Below are 19,038 nucleotides of genomic sequence, written 5' to 3'. Positions count from 1 at the left end.
CAGGGACGGGGTATCAACATATCTGGCGTTGACTTTTGGCACACTGTTGAGTTCTCAAGGAACGGACGCTTCCTTTGTACTCACCCAATCTCTCGGGCTTTCCTCCGGGCTTCCCTTCGGTGTTTCCAACCTTACCAGAGTATTTCCGGCCCGATTTCCATCGGAGCGAATCTGCTCTGCGGGTGGGTGGAGACCCAATTCGCCTTGCGGCGGTGGCCGACACTAGCAGTTCGTTCGCGGGAGACATAATCGCCCGACGAAGAGCTTGAGAGTCGATTGGATGTGCTGACATTCCCCGTCCAAAGGGGTCTGCGTACGCACTGCCACTGCCGTGGGACGCGAGCGCGTCCCGGGGCAAGTGTGTGAACTTACTGCCCGCTGTGCAGCCGTGTCAAGGGGCGGTCGGGCATCGGCGCTTCGGGCCTGGTCACGAGTGGTGTTCAGGCAGCGGTCGGGCGGGCGGCTGCCAGGTCACCCGCGTCCAGATCGCCCGTGTTCCCCAGCCGAACTGCTCTCCGGCCGAGGGCGAACACGTAGAGGAGGAAGGCCGCTTCGGCGAGGGCGCCAATCGCGAGACGTGCCCAGGTCGGCAGGTCGGAGGGGGTCACGAAGCCCTCGATGACGCCGGAGACCAACAGCACCACTGCCAGCCCGAGGGCCATGCCCATCGCTGCTCGTCCCTCCTGCGCCAGCGCTGCCGTACGTCGACGGGGACCCGGGTCGATCACCGTCCAGCCGAGGCGGAGCCCGGTCCCGGCGGCGACGAAGACGGCGGTGAGCTCCAGCAGGCCGTGCGGTGCGACGAGTCCGAGGAAGACGTCCAGCCTGCCGGCGGCCGCCATCAGCCCGAGGCCCACGCCGAGATTGGCCGCGTTCAGCAGCAGGATCGCCACGACGGGGAGGCCGAGGAAGGCGCCGAACGCCAGGCAGAGCGCGGCGACTTGGGCGTTGTTCGTCCACACCTGTGCTGCGAACGAGGCGGCCGGGCTGCTGGAGTAGTACGTCTCGTACTGTCCGCCGGGACGTGTCATCTCGTGCAGCTCGCTCGGAGTCGCGAGCGCCGACCGGACCTCCGGATGCGCCGCGACCCACCAGCCGACCAGTACGGCGACGACGACGGTCAGGAGTGCGGTGGAGAGCCACCACCGTCTGGTCCGGTAGAGGGCTGCGGGGAAGCCGGTTGTGAAGAAGTCGGCGGCGTCCCGCCAGGCCGGGCGGCCCGGGCTGGTGACGGCGCTGCGGGCACGGGCGACCAGAGTGGTGAGGCGGGCGACGACCACGGGATCGGGCGCGCTGGAACGGACCTGGGAGAGATGTACCGCCGCACGCTGGTAGAGCTCGACGAGTTCGTCGACCTCGGCACCGGTGAGTCGGCGGCCCCGGCGGACGAGTCTGTCCAGCCGTTCCCACTCGGCGCTGTGAGTGGTCACGAAGACGTCCAGGTCCATGGTGAGAGCTTGGCAGAAGGGGACCGCGTCCGTCCGTGCGCATCGGTCGGCAGACTGTCCCCGACGGAGAGGACGCGTGGTGAGCGAACTGGTCACGGGCGATGCGGTGGTGCTCGGTCTGCAACCCGCACGACTGCCGAGCCGGGCGATCGCGGTGCTGATCGACCTTGCCGTGCTGTGGACGGCGTACGTACTGCTGACCGTGGTGCTGCTGACCGCGGTCTCCGGACTCGACGAGGCCGCGGCAGCGGCGGTGGCGGTCGGGCTGCTGCTGACGGTGCTCATCGGCGTCCCGGTGGCTGTGGAGACGCTGACCGCGGGCAGATCCCTCGGCAAGGTGGTGTGCGGTCTGCGAGTGGTGCGGGAGGACGGCGGACCGGTGCGGTTCCGGCACGCGCTGGTGCGCGGCCTCGTCGGCTTCGTGGAGCTTCAGATGACGGTGGGAACGGTCGCCTGCGCGGCTTCGCTGGTGTCGGCTCGCGGCCGGCGGCTCGGCGACGTGTTCGCGGGGACGCTCGTCGTACGGGAACGCTCGGGGGTGGCGGCCCGCAGGGCCGGTGGCGGTCGGTCGGCGCAAACGGAGGCGGAGGCCGTACGGCTGCACGGGCTGAACCTGTCCTCGGTGCCGGACTCGCTGTGGCTGGCGGTGCGCCAGTACCTGCTGCGGGCGCCCCAACTCGACCCTGCGGTGCGGCAGTCGATGGGTGAGCGGCTGGCCGGCGACGTCGCCGAGTACAGCGGAGACGCGGCGCCCGCCGGACCCGACGCGCTCGGGTTCCTGGTCGCGGTGGTCGCCGAGCGCAGGGCCCGCGACAGGAGTCGCCCCGCCGGGAGCCGCCGGGACCGGAGCGGGGCCGGCGGCGAGGGGCGGGCTGTGGCGACGGGGCCGGGGGCGGAGCGTGAGGAGCAGCTGGTCGACGGGGCGCGCACAGGTTCGGATGTGCGGCCCGCGGTGGCCGCGGAGGTACGACCGTCGGCGCCGGAAGCCGCGCCGGCGGGCGACGGGCAGGGGTCGGTCGCCGGGGACCGGGGCACCGAGGCGGACGGCGACAGCCGGGCCACCGGGTTCGTGCCGCCCGCCTGAGGCTCAGTGTTCTCGGTGCTGGCCACGGCGCTCCGTTCCCACGTCGCTCGGGACGGCGAGCGGGGCAGAAGTCGGCTGGACGGTGGGCGGCAGATGGCTCGACGGTCAGATGGCCGGGCGAAAGGCGGCCGGGGAAACGCGGCTGGGCGAGGGGCAGGCGGGCGGGGGGGGCGGTCGGGCGATGGGCGGTCAGAGGAAGACCGAGGGAGGGGACTCCAGTTCCTCCAGCTCGATGCCCGGCGCCGCGAGCACCACGTCACCGGCGATGTGGACGAGCTGCTGTTCGCCGGTCTGCAGATCGTTGATCCGGTAGTTCTCCACAGTCAGCGGACCGTTGTCAGTGGTGTGTGTTTCCGTTTCCACCAGTGACCAGGACTGGTCGACCGTCAGCGGCGCGAGCACGGGAGGGGTGAGGGCGACGAGTCGTACCCGGGTGGCCTCCGCGCGGGGCGCGAGCCGCAGCAGTCGTGCGGTCGCGATGAGGAAGGCCGGCGAGCCGCCGGCGAAGCCGTGGGCGGCGGCGTTGCCCTGTTGGGCGTGGTCGCCCTCCGGGTCGCTGCGGACCCAGGTGACCCCGTCGAGCGCGGCGCCCCGCACCTGCCAGCCGGAGGCCTGGAGTTGGAGACGGATCGGGCGGCCGAGCTCGTCCAGGGTCAGATCCGTCGAGCCCGTTTCGTCCCCGGACGCGGTGGTGGTCCGGGAGTAGTAGCGCCAGCCGGAGGGGCCGGTGGCGCACTGGAAGTGTTCTTCGCCGAGAGGAGCGTGGTCATGGGTGTCGTGGAGCGAGTAGCGACCGCGGGGCATGGTGGTTCCTCGATACGCCTCGCCCCCGACCCGGATTCCGGGACGGGGGCGGGACCTGCGTTTTCACACCGGTCCCGGCGGGTCGGCCGGAGCGCGGCGCCGGGACGGTGTGTCGATCAGTAGCGGTAGTGGTCGGGCTTGTACGGGCCCTCGACCGGTACGCCGATGTAGTCCGCCTGGTCCTTGCGGAGCGTCGTGAGCTTGACGCCGAGGGCGTCCAGGTGGAGTCGGGCGACCTTCTCGTCCAGCTTCTTGGGGAGCACGTAGACGTCGGTCGGGTACTCCTCCTGCTTGGTGAAGAGCTCGATCTGGGCGATCGTCTGGTTCGCGAAGGAGTTGGACATCACGAACGAGGGGTGGCCGGTGGCGTTGCCCAGGTTCAGCAGGCGGCCCTCGGACAGCACGATGATCTTCTTGCCGCCCGGGAAGGTCCAGGTGTGCACCTGCGGCTTGACCTCGTCCTTGACGATGCCGTCGATCTTCGCGAGACCGGCCATGTCGAGCTCGTTGTCGAAGTGGCCGATGTTCCCGACGATGGCCTGGTGCTTCATCTTGGCCATGTCCGCGGCCATGATGATGTCCTTGTTGCCGGTCGTGGTGATGAAGATGTCGGCGGTCTCGATCACGTCGTCGAGAGTGGCGACCTGGTAGCCGTCCATCGCGGCCTGGAGGGCGCAGATCGGGTCGATCTCGGTGACGATCACCCGGGCGCCCTGGGCGCGCAGGGACTCCGCGGAGCCCTTGCCGACGTCGCCGTAGCCGCAGATCACGGCGGTCTTGCCGCCGATGAGCACGTCGGTGGCGCGGTTGATGCCGTCCACCAGGGAGTGGCGGCAGCCGTACTTGTTGTCGAACTTCGACTTGGTGACGGCGTCGTTGACGTTGATCGCCGGGAAGAGCAGGCCACCGGCCTGGTGCATCTCGTACAGGCGGTGGACGCCGGTGGTGGTCTCCTCGGTCACGCCGCGGATCTCCGAGGCGAGCTGGGTCCACTTCTGCGGGTTCTCGGCCAGGGTGCGGTTGAGGAGCTCGAGAATGCAGCGGTGCTCGTCGTTCTCCGCGGTCTCGACCGCGGGAGCCTTGCCGTCCTTCTCGTACTCGACGCCCTTGTGGACGAGGAGTGTGGCGTCACCGCCGTCGTCCAGGATCATGTTCGGGCCGCCGGTGGGGGTGCCGGCCCAGGTCAGCGCCTGCTCGGTGCACCACCAGTACTCCTCCAGCGTCTCGCCCTTCCAGGCGAAGACGGGCACGCCCTGCGGGCTGTCCGGAGTGCCTTCGGGGCCGACCGCGATGGCGGCCGCGGCGTGGTCCTGGGTGGAGAAGATGTTGCAGGAGGCCCAGCGGACCTCGGCGCCGAGGGCGACCAGGGTCTCGATGAGCACGGCCGTCTGGACCGTCATGTGCAACGAACCCGTGATGCGCGCCCCTGCGAGCGGCTGCGAGGCGGCGTACTCCGCGCGGATCGCCATCAGGCCGGGCATCTCGTGCTCGGCGAGCGAGATCTCCTTGCGGCCGAAGGCTGCGAGCGAGAGGTCCGCGACCTTGAAGTCCTGGGCGCTGTCGGTCGTCATTACGAGCTGCTCCTCGGTGTCGAGGGTGAGTGAAGGCTGTCTGGTCTGCGGCAGCGGGCAGATGATGAAGGCCGGGACCGGGATTCTTCAACTCCGCCCCGTCCGACCTCTGGACACACTGGTCCCTGGCCGCAACGCAGTCCGTCGGAGGCCCTCTCTCCCTCGGCCGCCCACTGGGTGCGCGCCCGACCGCCATCAGCAGCGACGTCTGTGACCCCAGAATCTACACGGTCGGGTCAATGCGTCGAGGTCCGGGGCGGGGGCAAAGGGCGGCGAATCGGACGTCGTGCAGGGCACGGGGTCGTTCGCTTTCGGCCAGCCCGAGGTGTTGCCCAGTGAGGTGGGAGGGGCCGTACGATCCTGACGAACACCCGCAGCCGACGAGCTAGGAGCACCTCGTGTCCCCCACTCCGGAACCTCGTGACACGGAGGCGGACGGCGCCGGTCCGCGCCTGCTCGCCGTCACCGCGTGTCCCACCGGCATCGCACACACCTATATGGCAGCCGAGAAGCTGACGCAGGCGGCACAGGCCGCGGGCATCTCCGTCAAGGTGGAGACGCAGGGCTCGATCGGGGCCGAGAACGCACTGTCTGACAACGATGTCAGCAATGCGGAGTACGTCATCATCGCGGCGGACAAGGAAGTCGACCTCGACCGCTTCACCGGCAAGCGCGTACTGGCCGTCGGCGTCTCCGAGGGCATCAGTCACCCGGAGCAGCTGATCGAACGGGTGCGCACCGCCCCCGTCCACCGTGGCGGCGGGAGCGGGTCCGGCTCCCGGGGCGGGAGCAGCGGCGGCGCGGAGGGCGGCGGGCGGAGTCTGACGTACAAGGCGCTGATGAACGGCGTCTCGTACATGATCCCGTTCGTGGTCGTCGGCGGACTGCTGATCGCGCTGTCGCTGGCCATCGGCGGCCAGACGAGCGCCGAGGGCGGACTGGTCATCCCGGACGGCTCCTACTGGCAGCACGTCAACGACATCGGCGTCATCGGGTTCCAGCTGATGGTCCCGATCCTCTCCGGCTACATCGCGTACGCGATCGGGGACCGGCCGGCGCTGGCGCCGGGCATGATCGCGGGCTGGATCGTCAACGAGGGGTCGCTCTACGACTCCGAGGCCGGGGCCGGGTTCATCGGCGCGATCGTGACCGGTTTCCTCGCCGGACACCTGGTGCGGCTGATCAAGAAGGTGCGGGTCCCGAAGTTCGCCCAGCCGATCATGCCGATCATCGTGATCCCGATCTTCTCCACGGTGGCGCTCGGACTCTTCGTGATCTCGGTGATCGGCCGGCCCATCGCCTGGGTCTTCGAGACGCTCACCGAGTGGCTCGGCGGTATGACGGGCACCAACGCGATCTGGCTCGGCGCCCTCCTCGGCCTGATGATCGCCTTCGACATGGGCGGGCCGGTCAACAAGACGGCGTTCCTCTTCGGTGCCGGACTGATCGAGTCGGGCAACCTCGCGGTGATGGGCATGTGCGCCGCCGCCATCCCGGTCATGCCGCTCGGCCAGGGGCTGGCGACGCTGGTGCGCCGGCGGCTGTACGACGACCAGGAGCGCGAGACGGGAATGGCCGCGCTCTTCATGGGCTTCTTCGGCATCTCCGAGGGCGCCATCCCGTTCGCGGCCGCCAGGCCCGCCCAGGTCATCCCCGCGAACATGCTCGGCGGCGCGGTCGCCGGAGGGATCGCGGGGCTGGCGGGAGTCACCGACGCGGTGCCGCACGGCGGACCGATCGTCGCCGTGCTCCAGGCCGTCGGCGGGGTGCCGATGTTCTTCGTGGCGGTGATCGCCGGAACGCTGGTCACCGCACTGGCGACCGTGACTCTGGTCGAGCTGACGGGCCGGAGGGGACGGGCTGACACACCCGAACCGGCGAAGGCGACGGCTGCGGCGACCGCGGCGGCCGGCGTCGGTGCGTCGACCGGCAGCTCGACGGGTGCGGTACCGGCCGCGGCCGGTAGGGCCCCCGCGGCGGCCGCGAGCACCGGCACCGCCGGGACCCGTACGGACAACAGCGACACGGCGGCCGGTCACCCGACGGAACGTCGCGACCGGCCCGAGGGCGGCGACAGCGACGGCGCGGAGGCAGACCCGGAGGGTCAGGTGCTCTCCGGCCACCTCACCGCCGAGACCGTCGGGCTGCGGCTGGAGGCGACCGAACGGGACGCCGCGATCGGCGAGTTGGCCGCGCTGCTGGCCCGTACCGGCCGGGTGCGCGATCAGGCCGAGCTGGTACGGGTGGCGCTCGCCCGCGAGGAGCAGGGCAGCACCGGCCTCGGCGAGGAGATCGCCGTGCCGCACGCGAAGACGGACGCGGTCACCGCCCCGGTCGTGGGCTTCAGCCGGTCTCCGGAGGGCATCGACTGGAACTCGGTCGACGGCACCAGGGCCCGACTGATCTTCATGATCGCCGTCCCGGAGGCCGCCGCGGGCGACGAACACCTGCGCATCCTCGCCCAGTTGTCCAGGAAGCTCATGGACGGCGACTTCCGCGAGCGTCTGCAGTCCGCACCCGACACCCCGGCGGTTCTCGCCGTGCTGCGGGAGATCGGCTGACCCCGCGGAACGCCGGAGGCGTGCACGTCGGCGGTGTGGTCGGCGGAGACGTGCACGTCAGAGGCGTGATCGTCGGAGACGGGCAGGGGGTGCACCGCGAACACCGGTCGGGCACGGTGCACCGGGTCCGGTCGGCATCCCGCGACGGCAGCTCCGCGGGGCGCGGGGCCGCAGCTCCGCGGGGCGCTGAGCCGCCGGGCGGCCGCCGAGTGCGCGGCGATGTTCAGAGCGCGACGGCGGCGCGGAACACGGTGCCCGTACCGCGCAGCCGTACCTCCTCACTCGCGCCGAGGTACGCGGACTGCCCGCGCCCGAGGGTGAGTTCGACGCCGTCGGCGCGGACCAGCTCCACCTCCCCGTCGGTGCAGAACAGGATCTGGGGGCTGCCCGCCGCCGGCTCGCTGTCGGCGGCTCCCGGAGCCCGTACGTACCGCGAGAGCCGGAACTCGCGCGCGGGAGTGCCGTAGACCTCGGCGCCGTCGCTGCCCGCCTCGGGGCGCAGCACTCCCGGGTCCCGGGACTCGAAGCGCACAACGCGCAGCAGCTCGGGCACGTCCACGTGCTTGGGCGTGAAGCCGCAGCGCAGCACGTTGTCGGAGTTGGCCATCAGCTCGACCCCGAGACCGCTCAGATAGGCGTGCGGCACACCCGCGCCCAGGTAGAGCGCCTCGCCGGGCTGGAGCCGTACGTGGTTGAGCAGCAGTGCGGCCAGGAAGCCGGGGTCGCCCGGGTAGTGGTGGGCCGCGGCGGCGCAGGCGGCGTAGGCGGCGGAGTGCGGGCCGCCGGCCGCGCCCAGGCGCTCGGCCGAGGCCGCGGCCATCCGTACGGTGTCGGCGAACTCGGCGCGGTCGGTGGAGAGCACCGCGGTGAGCATCTCGCGCAGGGCGTCGGACTCGGGGCGCGCGTGCAGCAGGTCGACGTACGGCTTGAGGGCGTCGATCTCCAGGGCGGCGATGATCTCGGCGGACTCGTCCGCCGGGCGGAAACCGCACAGCCCCTCGAACTCGCCGAGGGCGCAGATGAGTTCGGGCTTGTGGTTGTCGTCCTTGTAGTTGCGCTCGGACGCCGAGACGGGCACGCCCCGCCGCTCCTCGTCCGCATGACCCCGACGGGCCTGATCCAGGTCGGGATGGACCTGGAGGGACAGCGGTGAGCCGGCGGCCAGCACCTTGAAGAGGAACGGCAGCCGCGGGCCGAAGGCGTCGACTGTCGCGGCGCCGAGCTCGGTGACCGGGTCGGCGGCGATGATCTCGCCCAACGGTGTCGGGGTGCCGTTCCGGTCGACGAGCGAGGGCGCCCCGGGGTGCGCGCCCATCCACAGCTCGGCCTGCGGTTCGCCGGTGGACGGCTGTCTGAGGAGCTCGGGCAGGGCCGTGGTCGACCCCCAGGCGTACGGCCGGACTGTGTTGCTGAGGCGGTCCACTGCGTTCCTCCGGGTGGTGCTGTACGGGTTGTGCGCCGGGCCCTGCTCCGAGTGTGCTGCCCGTCCGTGTCCCGGGTTGCTCCCGACCGTGGCGGGGTCGGCCGGGGTCGCTTCGGACCGGGTGGCGGAGCGGGTCGCGGCGCGCTGCGGGCGCTCCCCCGAGCACTGTGCGCGAAGTGTGCGGCGAAATCAGGGATTCGGAGTGAGCCCGAGGTAAACCGCGGCGAAATCGGCTGTGGCGATGAGCTCCGCGGCGGCTTCCAACGGGCTGCTCGCCGGCTGCGCCTCGATCTCCGTGACGCCCGCGGAGTGCGCGTGCGCCAGCTCGCGCGCGGCCGGTGCGGCGGAGTCCGCCGCCGGTGTCCGCTCGTGCAGCAGCACCGCCAGGGCGCGCAGCGCGTCGGGCTCCTCCACCCGGTCGCGGAAGATGTCGTCCTCGCGGCCGCCCGCGAACTCGCCGCTCAGCAGCGCCCGATGGGTCACCAGCGCCTCCGGCAGCGGCGCGCAGGCGGCGGGCCGGCCGGCAGCGGCGCCGAGCATCGTGGCGAAGTGCCTGCCCACCGCGTCGGCGACCGGGGTCTCGCTCCAGATCAGCGGAAGCGCGTCGGCGAGCTCCTGCGCCAGCGATTTGGCGGGATTCTCGTGGGTGGGGATCGCGGGGCCGCAACGGCCGGCCACCTCGTCGAGCCGGGTGGCGAGTGCCTGTACGGCGTCGGGCGGGGTGTGGCCGAGGCCGAGCCGGTCGGTCAGCAGCAGAAGCGGGGTGAGCAGGGCCCACAGGCCGCCCGGCACCATCGGCGACTGCTCGGCGTCCGGCACCTCGTGCTGCAGCCTTGCGGCTCCGGGCGCGGTCGCGAGGGGTACGGCCAGGCCACGCGGCGGGCTGATCGTCGCGCTGACGGCGCCCGTGGGCGGAGCCACCGCGAGCACGGTGCAGCCCCGGCGGTACGCCTGCTCGGCCAGCGCCACCAGACCCGGCTCGCTCCCGTCGTGGGTCAGAACCAGGAGCAGGTCCACCGGGCCGGCCCAACCCGGCAGCGTCCAGCGCAGTTCGGCGGCCGAGGCCCCGGCGCCGGAGGGGCGCAGCGGGGTGACCGGAACGGAACCGTTGGTGAACGCGCCGAGCAGCTCGGCCGCGCAGCCGACGCTCGGCCCGGGCCCCGCGACCAGCAGCGCACGCGGACGTCCGTCCGGCCGCAGCTCGTCCAGCCCGGACTCGGTGGCGAGCCTGGCCGCACTGCGGCTGAGCGCGCCGGCCTCGGCCGCGCCCCTCAGCAGCCCGCCGCGGTCCAGCGCGGAGAGGGCGTCGGGATCGTCCAGGACCGTGTCGTCCAACATCGGCTGCTCCTCACGGCTGGGGCTGTCGCTGGATCGTGCCGGATCGGGGAACCGCGCGGGCCCGCCGTCTCGCAGTGCGTCGGCGGCCGGCTGCCGCGCCGCAGCGGGCCCGGACCTCCCGGCGCCCGGAGAACCGGACCCGGCGGCCCGTGCCCGGACCTGCGCGCTAGCCGGGGCGGCGGGCCTCGTCGACGAGCAGGACGGGGATGCCGTCGCGCACGGGATAGACCAGACCGCAACCCGCCTCGGCGGTGCAGCGCAGCTCGGTCCCGGGCTCGTCCTTGTCGTCTGCGGATGCCTCGGCGGGCTCCTCGCGGAGGGCGGCATGGCATGCCGGACAGGCGAGGATCTCCAGGAGACCGGCTTCGAGCGGCATGAGCGTCCCTTCGGGTGGGCTTTACGGCTGGCCCCAGGGTACCGCCGGCGCCCGGCCCGCAACTTCCCCGGCGTGATCACCGACGGACGACGACAGCGGCTCGCGCCCACGGCTCGTACCCGCCGTCCACCGGACCGGGGCCGGGGCTGAGGCTGGACCGGGGCCGGGGCCGGCCGCCGACCGGGGCGTGCGCCCGCCGGGGACGTACGGCCCGGGCCGACACTCGTCCGGACCCGGGCCGCCCGCCGTGTCGCCGGCGGCCCGGAGAGCCTCAGGCGCGTACGAGCGCCAGCACTTCCTCCTGCACCTGCCGGACTCCCGCCTCGTCCTTCGCCTCGACGTTGAGCCTCAGCAGGGGCTCGGTGTTGGAGGCGCGGATGTTGAACCACCAGTCCGGTCCGGTGACGGTGAGCCCGTCCAGCCGGTCCAGGGTCACGCCCTCGCGGTCGCCGTACGTCTCCTCGACCGCGGCCAGACGGCCGGCCTGGTCCTCGACCGTGCTGTTGATCTCTCCGGAGCTCGCGTAGCGGTCGTACTCGGCGACCAGGCCGGAGAGCGGGCCCTGCTGTCCGCCGAGCGCGGCGAGCACGTGGAGCGCGGCGAGCATGCCGGTGTCGGCGTTCCAGAAGTCGCGGAAGTAGTAGTGCGCGGAGTGCTCGCCGCCGAAGATGGCGCCCGTCCTGGCCATCTCGGCCTTGATGAAGGAGTGGCCGACCCTGGTGCGCACGGCGGTGCCGCCCGCTTCGGCGACCACCTCGGGCACGGAGTGCGAGGTGATGCAGTTGTGGATGACCGTGCCGCCGTGGTGCTTGGCGAGCTCGCGGGAGGCGACCAGCGCGGTGATCGCGGAGGGGGAGACCGGCTCGCCCCGCTCGTCGACCACGAAACAGCGGTCGGCGTCTCCGTCGAAGGCAAGGCCGAGGTCGGCGCCGGTCTCGCGAACCCGCTGCTGCAGATCGACGATGTTGGCGGGATCGAGCGGGTTGGCCTCGTGGTTGGGGAAGGTGCCGTCCAGCTCGAAGTACATCGCGTCCAGCGTCAGCGGCAGCCCGTCGAAGACCGTCGGCACGGTGTGGCCGCCCATGCCGTTGCCGGCGTCGACCACCACGCGCAGCGGACGGATGCCGCCGATGTCGACGAGTCCGCGCAGATAGGCGGCGTAGTCGTCGAGGACGTCACGGGTGGTCAGCGAGCCGGCCGGTGCCTCGGTCGCGGGCGGGCCCGACTCGGCCCAGCTCTTCACGAGTTCGCGGATCTCGCCGAGCCCGGTGTCCTGACCGACCGGCGCGGCTCCGGCGCGGCAGAGCTTGATGCCGTTGTACTGCGCCGGGTTGTGGCTCGCGGTGAACATCGCGCCGGGCAGGTCGAGTTGACCGCTGGCAAAGTACAGCTGGTCGGTGGAGCAGAGGCCGATTTCGGTCACATCGGCACCGCGCTCGGCGGCGCCGCGCGCGAACGCGCGCGAAAGACCCGGCGACGAGGGGCGCATATCGTGGCCGACGACGATCGCGTCCGCCCCGGTCACCTCGACGAAAGCGGCTCCGAAGAGCTGCGCCAGGGCCTCGTCCCACTGGTCGGGAACCACTCCGCGGATGTCGTACGCCTTCACGATCTGCGACAAGTCGGGCACAGTCCACCCCTCCTGAGTTCTGGAGGGCCCAAAGTACCTTCCGCCCACGACGGGCGGGCCTCACGGCTCGGACTCCAGGACCGACCGGACCGACCGACCGGACCGACCAACCCACCCCGCCCGGACCGGACTTCGACACACAACCCTTCGGCGGGCCGGGCGGCTCAGGGGTCGGGCGAGCGCAGCACGCGCAGGTGCCCGCGCCTGGCCACCTCTATCGGATCGACGCTGCGGCCTCTCGGCTCGCTCGTCGGACGGGGGCGCGGTGTGCGCGCCGCTTCCCGCACGGCATCCGCCAGCGCTTCCAGATCGTCGCCGCTGGGGCGGGCGGGGCCCGCGTCGACCGCCAGGCGTACGACCTCCCAACCGCGCGGAGCGGTCAACCGCTCCGAGTGCTCTGCGCACAGGTCGTAGCAGTGGGGCTCGGCGTAAGTGGCGAGCGGACCCAGTACGGCCGTCGAGTCCGCGTAGACGTACGTCAGCGTCGCCACGGCAGGACGGCCGCACGCGGTGCGCGAACAGCGACGTACAGGGCTCACGACGATGGACGGTACCGCACTCTTGAACGGGCTGCGATGACTCTCCGCACCGTCACCCGGTCGTGTCGCCCCCTTGGCCCGTTATGCCCGGAACGGCAGTTGCGGGTGTGACCTGCAGAAAGATGCAGAATCGTCTCTGCACAGGGCGGTGGATCCACGGGCGGCCATCCGCCAGATGCCACGGTCTCGCCTCTGGACGGCCGAGGATCGAACGATATCGCTCCGGATATGACAGGAGAAGCGTGCACAAGTGCGAAGAGCCCGGTCATTCGCGGACATCCGACGTCACTGAGAGGCGACCGGCGGTGGCTTTCACACTGAGGAGAAGCGTCAGGACCGATACGCTCTGGGTGATGAGCAACGCCGTCCCGCCCGGCCGGACTCCCCGCAGGGCGCCTCACAGAGACCGCCACGGCCGCGGTATGCGCGGCCCGGTGGCGCCCCCTCAGGTCCCTCTCTCGCTGAGTCGCGCCGACTCCTTCGACAATCTGGTCCGCGATTCGGCGGACCGCCTGGAGCGGCAGTGGCCGCAGCTCTCCGGCGTCTACTTCGCGGTGCAGGACGTGCCGCTGCTCGGCCCGAAGCCCGCCGGCGCCGCGGAGGAGGCGGGCGGCCAGGTGCCGCTCGGGCGGCTGCTGCCGGCCAAGGGCGACCGCCCGGACTGCGTCATCGTCTACCGGCGGCCCGTCGAACTGCGTACCAAGACCCGCGAGGAGCGGGCACTGCTCGTGCACGAGGTCGTGGTGGAGCAGGTCGCCGAGCTGATGGGGCTCTCGCCCGAGTCCGTCGACCCCCGCTACGGGCAGGACTGACCCGGGGTCAGCCCCGTCATCGAGTCGGCCCTGCCGTTGAGCACCGTCGGCGCCCGCAGTCGGTCAGCCCCCGCCGTTGAGCACCGTCAGGTCCTGTCGCGCGCCGGGTACGGCGACCGTGCTCCGGTCGTCCGCGTAGGTCTGCACCGTGAACATGGGTACGTCCTTGGCGCTGCCGCTGCCCTTGGCCTTCACCGTGCGCGCCAGGTGAACCGGGCCGCCCGAGAGCCGTTCCACGGTGTAGGCGAAGTGCCCCTCGGCGCCGTCCGGCCGGAGGTCGTCGACCAGCCTGGTGGTGCCGGCCTTCAGCGTGTAGGTCTTCTTCACCGGCTTGCCGCCCTCGCTGCCCGCCGAGGCCGTCACTCTGACCTTCGCGGTGCCGGCCGGAGCGACCAGGGAGAGCGAGCTGTCCTCGCCCTCGCTGCCCGCCGCGGTCGCGCGCGAGGTGACGGGCTCGGTGGCGGGGATGAAGGCGGTCTCCTGCTTCTCGCCCTTGCCGCGCAGTACGCGCAGGGTCGCCACCACGGGTGAGCCGGAGCCGCCCTCGCTCGGTTCGAGGACGAGCGAACCCGCCTCCCCCCTGGTGAGGTTCTTCAGATCGACGGCGGTCGTCATTCCGCTCTTGACGTGCAGGGTCTCGTTCCCGGCCGGGGAGATCGAGCTGGTGGGGCCGGCGAACTTGACCGCGAGCTCCGCGTCCTTGCCGCCGGTGGCGTGTGCGACGAGCCGCACCCCGGTGGCGTCCGCCGGGATGCCGGGCAGCACCAGCCGCTCCTCGGACCGCGCGGAGGCGGCGATCCAGTCGCTGCCCAACTCCTCGTCCACCGCCTGGATCTGGGCGCCGACCCGGCCCGCACGGACCGCGACATTGAGGCTGACGTTCGTGGCCGGCTTGGCGGTGAGAGTGGAGAGCAGCACCGGGATGGTGGCGCCGCCGGGGACGTTGAGGCCGGTGCCGCTGTCGGTGCGCAGCTCGCCGTCCTTGCCGTAGACCTGGAGGTCGACGGTGGCGGGCGCCTTGTCCGGGTTGGTGAGGTGCACGTAGTCGTGCCGGCCCTCGGCGGTGCTGACCCCGGTGAACCAGAAGTCGGTGTCCGGCGCGGTGCAGTTGACCCCGAGCAGGCCGCGACCGGGACCCGCGCTGATGCTCGTGGTCTGCTGCACCGTCCAGCCGGGCGCCAGCACGCCCTCGGCCGACCCGGTGAGCGCGGGGGCGTCCGCCCGGTCCGTCTCGTGCACCAGCGGGGTGCCGGGCTTCTTCAGCGCCAGCAGCGGCTTGGGCTTCTTCTCCTTCTCGGACTCCTCCTCGCCCTGGCCGCCGTCCAGCGTCCGGCGCGCGGGCAGCAGACCGGCCGCCGCGTCCTCGCCGTCGGCGTCGCCGCTCTCGGAGGGCGCCGAGTACCCGGTGTACGTGGTGTTCGCCAGATCGGAACTGGCGGGCTGCGGGCAGACCAGCGAGGTGCGCTGCACCGGCAGCCTCGCCGCCTCGCGCTCACCGTCGCTGCCGGCGGCGGGCGCCGTGAGCGAAGCGACACCGGTGACTGCGGCGAGTGCGACGAGCGCCGCGATGAGGCTGAGGGTCGTGCGGTTGAGGCTCACTGCTCGCTCCGGTTGTCGTACGGGCCGCCCTGGTTCCAGTGGGCGCCGGGTTCGGCCGCGGGTGCGGGCGGGTGCGGGTGGCCGTGGCCGCCCCGCGCGGAGTCGCCCTGCGGTCCGGGCCCGTACGGGTCGGTGGCGGGCGGATCGTGGGGTGCCTGCGCGTACGGGCTCTGCGGGGCGTACGGGTCACCGGGGTACGGCGGCCCCGCCGGCGCGTCGGGGTACGGCTGCGTGTCGGGCGCGGGGGCGTCCGGGTACGGGCCGGAGTCCGGGTACGGGGGGTCCGCCGCGTACGGCTGCGCGTCCGGGTGCGGGGCGGTGTCCCGGTACGGCCCGGCGGGGGCGTCCGGCGGTCCGCCGGCCTGCTGGCCGTCCGGCTCCGGGGCCGCGGCCGGGGCGGGCGGTGGCACGGGACCGTCCGCCCCTCCCGCGGGCGACGCCGGTGCCGTCGCGGCCAGTCGGCGGGCGCGTCGTCCGGTGCCCGCTTCGGCGGACTGCTGCGGCAGGGCCGCCGCCTCCGCCTCGGGCAGATCGTCGTCGTGCTCCCTGCGGCGGCCGGGCAGCGCGAGGATCACCACCAGCACCGCGAGGCCGCACTGGGCCCACACCCAGCCGGTACGGGTGGCCGGCGACTCGTGCGTCAGCTCCAACGTGCCGCCCTCGGCGGGGAGTTCGAAGCCCTGCGCCCAGCCGTCGACGGTGGTGGCGGTCAGCGCGGTGCCGTCCAGCGTCGCCGTCCAGCCAGGGGACTCGGCGTCCGCCAGGCGCAGCGTGCGCTTGCCGCTGCCGGCCGGGATCTTGGCGCGCGCGTCGACCGGGCCCGCCGCGACGGGCACCGGGTCGGCGCCCTCCGCGACGATCATGAGGCGGGCCACGGTGCTCTCCACGCGCCAGAGTTGGCCGCCGGACTGCTGGCTGAGGCGTTCGAGGCCGGGGGTGGCGTTGAGGACGCCGACCGTCTCGGACTCCCCGGCCTCGCCCCCGCGCACCAGTACGTACCGGACTCCGTAGCCGCGGAGCCGTTCGGTCTGGTCCGCGCCCGAGCCCGCGACGAGGTTGGCGACCATCGCGTCCAGGCCGCTGTCGCCGTCCGCGGTGCGCGCCAGATCACCGTCGCCCAGACGGGCGCCGGAGCCCCGCACCAGCGAGTAGGACACCTCGCCGTCGGACTGCCCGGACAGCACCAGGGTGCGCGGCCGGTCACGGGTCGCGCTCTCCTCGGCCACGAAGGCGGGGACCTGCACCGTGGAGCCGCGGCCCAGCGGGTCGCCCGCGCCCGAGACCATCCAGCCGAGCCCGCCGACCAGTGGCGCGGCGACGGCGGTGACGCCGATGAGCGCGGCCACCGGCTGCCGCCAGCCGAAGCTCTGGGAGGCGACCCGGGTGCGCACGCCCTCGGCGCCGAGGACGGCGGCGGCGATCAGGCCCAGCCCGTAGACGAGGGTGCTCGGCCCGGCCCAGCCGGAGTCACCGGTCAGCGCGGCGAAGAGGAAGCCGGTGAGGGCGACCGCCCAGGCGGCGCGGATGTGCCACTGCCGCTCCTCGCGCAGCAGTGCCGCCAGCGCGGCCAGTACGACACCGACCAGCAGGAAGCTGCCCGCGGTCCCGGGCCCGCCCGGGTCGAGCAGTACCAGGTCCAGCGCCGCGGCCGAGCCGTTATCGAAGGCCAGACCGGCCTCGGCGAAGAAGCGGGACGGGTCGGCGAAGAGCGCCGTCGACCAGGGCGCGAGCACCACGATCGGGGTGAGCAGCGCAGCGGCGGCCCTGGCGATCAGACCGGTCGCACCGCCGCCCTGCCGCAGCCGCCACACCAGCACTCCGACGACCAGGACGAACGCGATGGGCCAACTCACCGGCGTGAACGCGGTGGTGACCGTCAGCAGCAGCGCGAACAGCCAGACCGGCCGCCAGCCGCGGCCCTCGGCGGCCCTCACGCCCGTGCGCGCCAGCAGCGGCAGTACGACGGCCAGCACCGCGGTGCCCAGCCGCCCGGCGGCGAGCGCGCCGGTGGCGGCGGGCAGGAAGGCGTACGCGACCGAGGCCCAGGCGCGGAGCACGCCGGAGGCGACGAGTCCGCGGGAGGCGAAGTACGCGCAGACGCCCGCGAGCGGCACGGAGCCGACCAGCAGCAGCGTCATGGTCAGCCCGGTGCTGCCGAGGAGCAGTGTCGCCATTCCGGCGAGGATCGCCAGATACGGCGGCGCGGTCTCCGTGCTGCCGACGCCGACCGGATGCCAGGCGCCGACGTAGCGCTGCCACAGATCGGCGGCGTCGCCGGGAGCGGGCAGCAGCGCACCGCCGGACAGCGCACCGCCGGTGAGCAGACCGCGGCAGGCGACCAGCGAGACCAGCAGCAGCGCGGCGAACAGCACCGGCGCGGGTCTGCGCACCACCCGCTTGATCCTGGCGAACTGTTCGACCTCGAGGAAGTCGGCGTCGTCACCGCCCGGACCGGACTCGACGGCACCGTGCCGGCCGCCCGCGGACTGGTCGGGATCGCTGCGACCGGAGAAGTTGGCGGCGACCTGCTCGACGGTGGCGCGCACCGTGGCGCCGGGCGGCGGGAAGAGCGGGCGCAACTCGCCGCGTTCGACGACGGGGCGGCCCCGCTTGCGTCGGGCGCTGACGATCAGCCCGGGCCGCAGCAGCGTCTTGACGAGTCCGGTGACCTCGTCCACCGCCTGGCCCGGCACCTTGCCGACGAGGTACGCGAGGGTGCGCAGCAGCGTTCCGACGACCAGTCGCAGCAGCACCCACGGCAGGGTGCGGCCGGGGGCGTTGGCCAGCAGGGTGTAGACGGCGCCGGCCTTGTCGACGCGGTGCGGTCCGACCACCGTGCGGCCGGCGCAGTCGATCGGACGCCGCTCCCGCGCGGAGGCCTCCGCGTGCCGCAGCACCGCCGCGGGGGCGACGAGGACCTGGTGGCCGGCGTTCTGTGCGCGCCAGCACAGATCGACGTCGTCGCGCATCAGCGGCAGCCTGCGGTCGAACCCGCCCAGCTCCTCGAAGAGGTCGCGGCGGATCAGCATGCCGGCGGTGGAGACGGACAGCACCTGACGGACCTGGTCGTGCTGGCCCTGGTCCTGCTCGCGGCGGTCCAGACCCGTCCAGCGGCGGCCGGAGTTGGCGATGGAGACGCCGGTCTCCAGGAGCTGGCGGTTGTTGTACCAGCTGCGGAGCTTGGTGCCGATGATCCCGGCGGAGGGGGTGGCGTCGGCGACCTTGAGCAGTTCGAGCAGGGCGTCCGGCTCGGGGGCGCAGTCGTCGTGCAGCAGCCACAGCCACTGCACGGGCTCGCCGTACGGCAGCTCCGGCATGTCGTACGCCTCGTCGCGCCAGGTGCGGCTGACCGGGTCCCAGCCGCTGGGCCGCTTGAGATACGTCAGCTGGTCCGGCGTCAGCGGTGCGGCGGTGCGCACGGCCTCGTCGACGGCGGTGCCGAAGCCGGAGCGGCGGGCGAGGTGCAGGACGCGGTCGGTGCCGAGGGTGTCGGCGAGCAGCTGCGCGGAGCTGTCGGCGCTGCCGGTGTCGGCGGCGACGACGTCCTGGGCGGGCCGGATCTGGCCGACGAGGCCCGCCAGCGCGTCGGGCAGCCAGCGCTCCCCGTCGTGGGCGACGAGCACGGCGGTGACGACATGCTGCGGAAATTCGGGTGCGGCCGACGCCTGGTGGGCCGCCGAGTGGCTGTGCACGGACATCGAGCTACGGCCCCGGTGTTGGGTTGCGGGTCGACGCTTGGCGTCGCGGACGGTGCCCCACACTAATGCGGTCCGCCTCCCGCGTGCGTGCGCGGGAAGCGGACCGATGGGTGGCCCAACAGGCGGAGTGTTGTTGTTTGTTACGGCTTGGACCG

General features: G+C 72.8%; 13 protein-coding genes. 3 read left to right on the top strand and 10 right to left on the bottom strand.

Translation table 11 applies throughout. The features are described from left to right. Positions 1-440 precede the first annotated feature (440 nt). Positions 441-1,448: a stage II sporulation protein M gene (locus tag MTQ01_RS13405; RefSeq protein ID WP_247489973.1), complete on the bottom strand. Its 1,008-nt coding sequence runs from the start codon at positions 1,446-1,448 to the stop codon at positions 441-443. Between the two features lie 79 nt (positions 1,449-1,527). On the opposite strand from MTQ01_RS13405, the gene MTQ01_RS13400 reads away from it, so the two are divergent. Next, on the top strand, positions 1,528-2,532 hold the full coding sequence (locus tag MTQ01_RS13400; protein ID WP_247489971.1) for an RDD family protein: 1,005 nt from the start codon (positions 1,528-1,530) through the stop codon (positions 2,530-2,532). 189 nt (positions 2,533-2,721) lie between these two features. Here MTQ01_RS13400 and MTQ01_RS13395 read toward each other — a convergent pair whose 3' ends face one another. Together MTQ01_RS13395 and ahcY are read right to left on the bottom strand one after the other, a co-directional pair. After that, positions 2,722-3,336: a hypothetical protein gene (locus MTQ01_RS13395; RefSeq protein WP_247489969.1), complete on the bottom strand. Its 615-nt coding sequence runs from the start codon at positions 3,334-3,336 to the stop codon at positions 2,722-2,724. 116 nt (positions 3,337-3,452) lie between these two features. Beyond that, positions 3,453-4,907: an adenosylhomocysteinase gene (ahcY, locus tag MTQ01_RS13390; protein ID WP_247489966.1), complete on the bottom strand. Its 1,455-nt coding sequence runs from the start codon at positions 4,905-4,907 to the stop codon at positions 3,453-3,455. Positions 4,908-5,404: 497 nt separating this feature from the next. Here ahcY and MTQ01_RS13385 point away from each other — a divergent pair, with 497 nt between their 5' ends. Continuing rightward, positions 5,405-7,468: a fructose-specific PTS transporter subunit EIIC gene (locus MTQ01_RS13385; RefSeq protein WP_247490063.1), complete on the top strand. Its 2,064-nt coding sequence runs from the start codon at positions 5,405-5,407 to the stop codon at positions 7,466-7,468. Between the two features lie 223 nt (positions 7,469-7,691). Here the strand turns inward: MTQ01_RS13385 and manA are convergent, their stop codons facing one another. The 5 genes from manA to MTQ01_RS13360 all read right to left on the bottom strand — a co-directional run bounded on the left by manA (position 7,692) and on the right by MTQ01_RS13360 (position 12,780). Then, positions 7,692-8,891 (bottom strand): mannose-6-phosphate isomerase, class I, encoded by a 1,200-nt coding sequence (gene manA / locus MTQ01_RS13380; RefSeq protein WP_247489964.1) that lies wholly within the window; start codon positions 8,889-8,891, stop codon positions 7,692-7,694. Between the two features lie 189 nt (positions 8,892-9,080). After that, positions 9,081-10,229 (bottom strand): SIS domain-containing protein, encoded by a 1,149-nt coding sequence (locus MTQ01_RS13375; protein WP_247489963.1) that lies wholly within the window; start codon positions 10,227-10,229, stop codon positions 9,081-9,083. Positions 10,230-10,395: 166 nt separating this feature from the next. Further along, positions 10,396-10,605, bottom strand: coding sequence for a Trm112 family protein (locus MTQ01_RS13370; protein WP_247489961.1), 210 nt, complete (start codon positions 10,603-10,605; stop codon positions 10,396-10,398). Positions 10,606-10,876: 271 nt separating this feature from the next. Then, on the bottom strand, positions 10,877-12,235 hold the full coding sequence (locus tag MTQ01_RS13365; protein ID WP_247489959.1) for a phosphomannomutase/phosphoglucomutase: 1,359 nt from the start codon (positions 12,233-12,235) through the stop codon (positions 10,877-10,879). A 164-nt stretch (positions 12,236-12,399) separates the two neighbouring features. After that, positions 12,400-12,780 carry a DUF3499 domain-containing protein gene (locus MTQ01_RS13360; RefSeq protein WP_247490061.1) on the bottom strand — a complete coding sequence of 127 codons (381 nt, stop codon included), beginning with the start codon at positions 12,778-12,780 and terminating at the stop codon, positions 12,400-12,402. A gap of 347 nt (positions 12,781-13,127) precedes the next feature. On the opposite strand from MTQ01_RS13360, the gene MTQ01_RS13355 reads away from it, so the two are divergent. Then, positions 13,128-13,586, top strand: coding sequence for a metallopeptidase family protein (locus tag MTQ01_RS13355; RefSeq protein WP_247489957.1), 459 nt, complete (start codon positions 13,128-13,130; stop codon positions 13,584-13,586). Between the two features lie 63 nt (positions 13,587-13,649). Here MTQ01_RS13355 and MTQ01_RS13350 read toward each other — a convergent pair whose 3' ends face one another. Further along, a complete protein-coding gene (locus MTQ01_RS13350) occupies positions 13,650-15,185 on the bottom strand; it encodes a DUF5719 family protein (RefSeq protein WP_247489955.1) in 1,536 nt (511 codons plus the stop codon). Beyond that, complete coding sequence (locus MTQ01_RS13345) at positions 15,182-18,883, bottom strand: glycosyltransferase (protein WP_247489953.1); 3,702 nt, start codon at positions 18,881-18,883, stop codon at positions 15,182-15,184. Before MTQ01_RS13345 ends, MTQ01_RS13350 begins: the two co-directional genes overlap by 4 nt. Positions 18,884-19,038 lie beyond the last annotated feature (155 nt).

Origin of the sequence: Streptomyces sp. XM4193 (assembly GCF_023072595.1) — a bacterium.
Classification (GTDB): domain Bacteria; phylum Actinomycetota; class Actinomycetes; order Streptomycetales; family Streptomycetaceae; genus Streptomyces.
The sequence above is the reverse complement of the archived record's forward strand: the minus strand, read 5'-3'. Positions and strand labels throughout refer to the sequence as shown.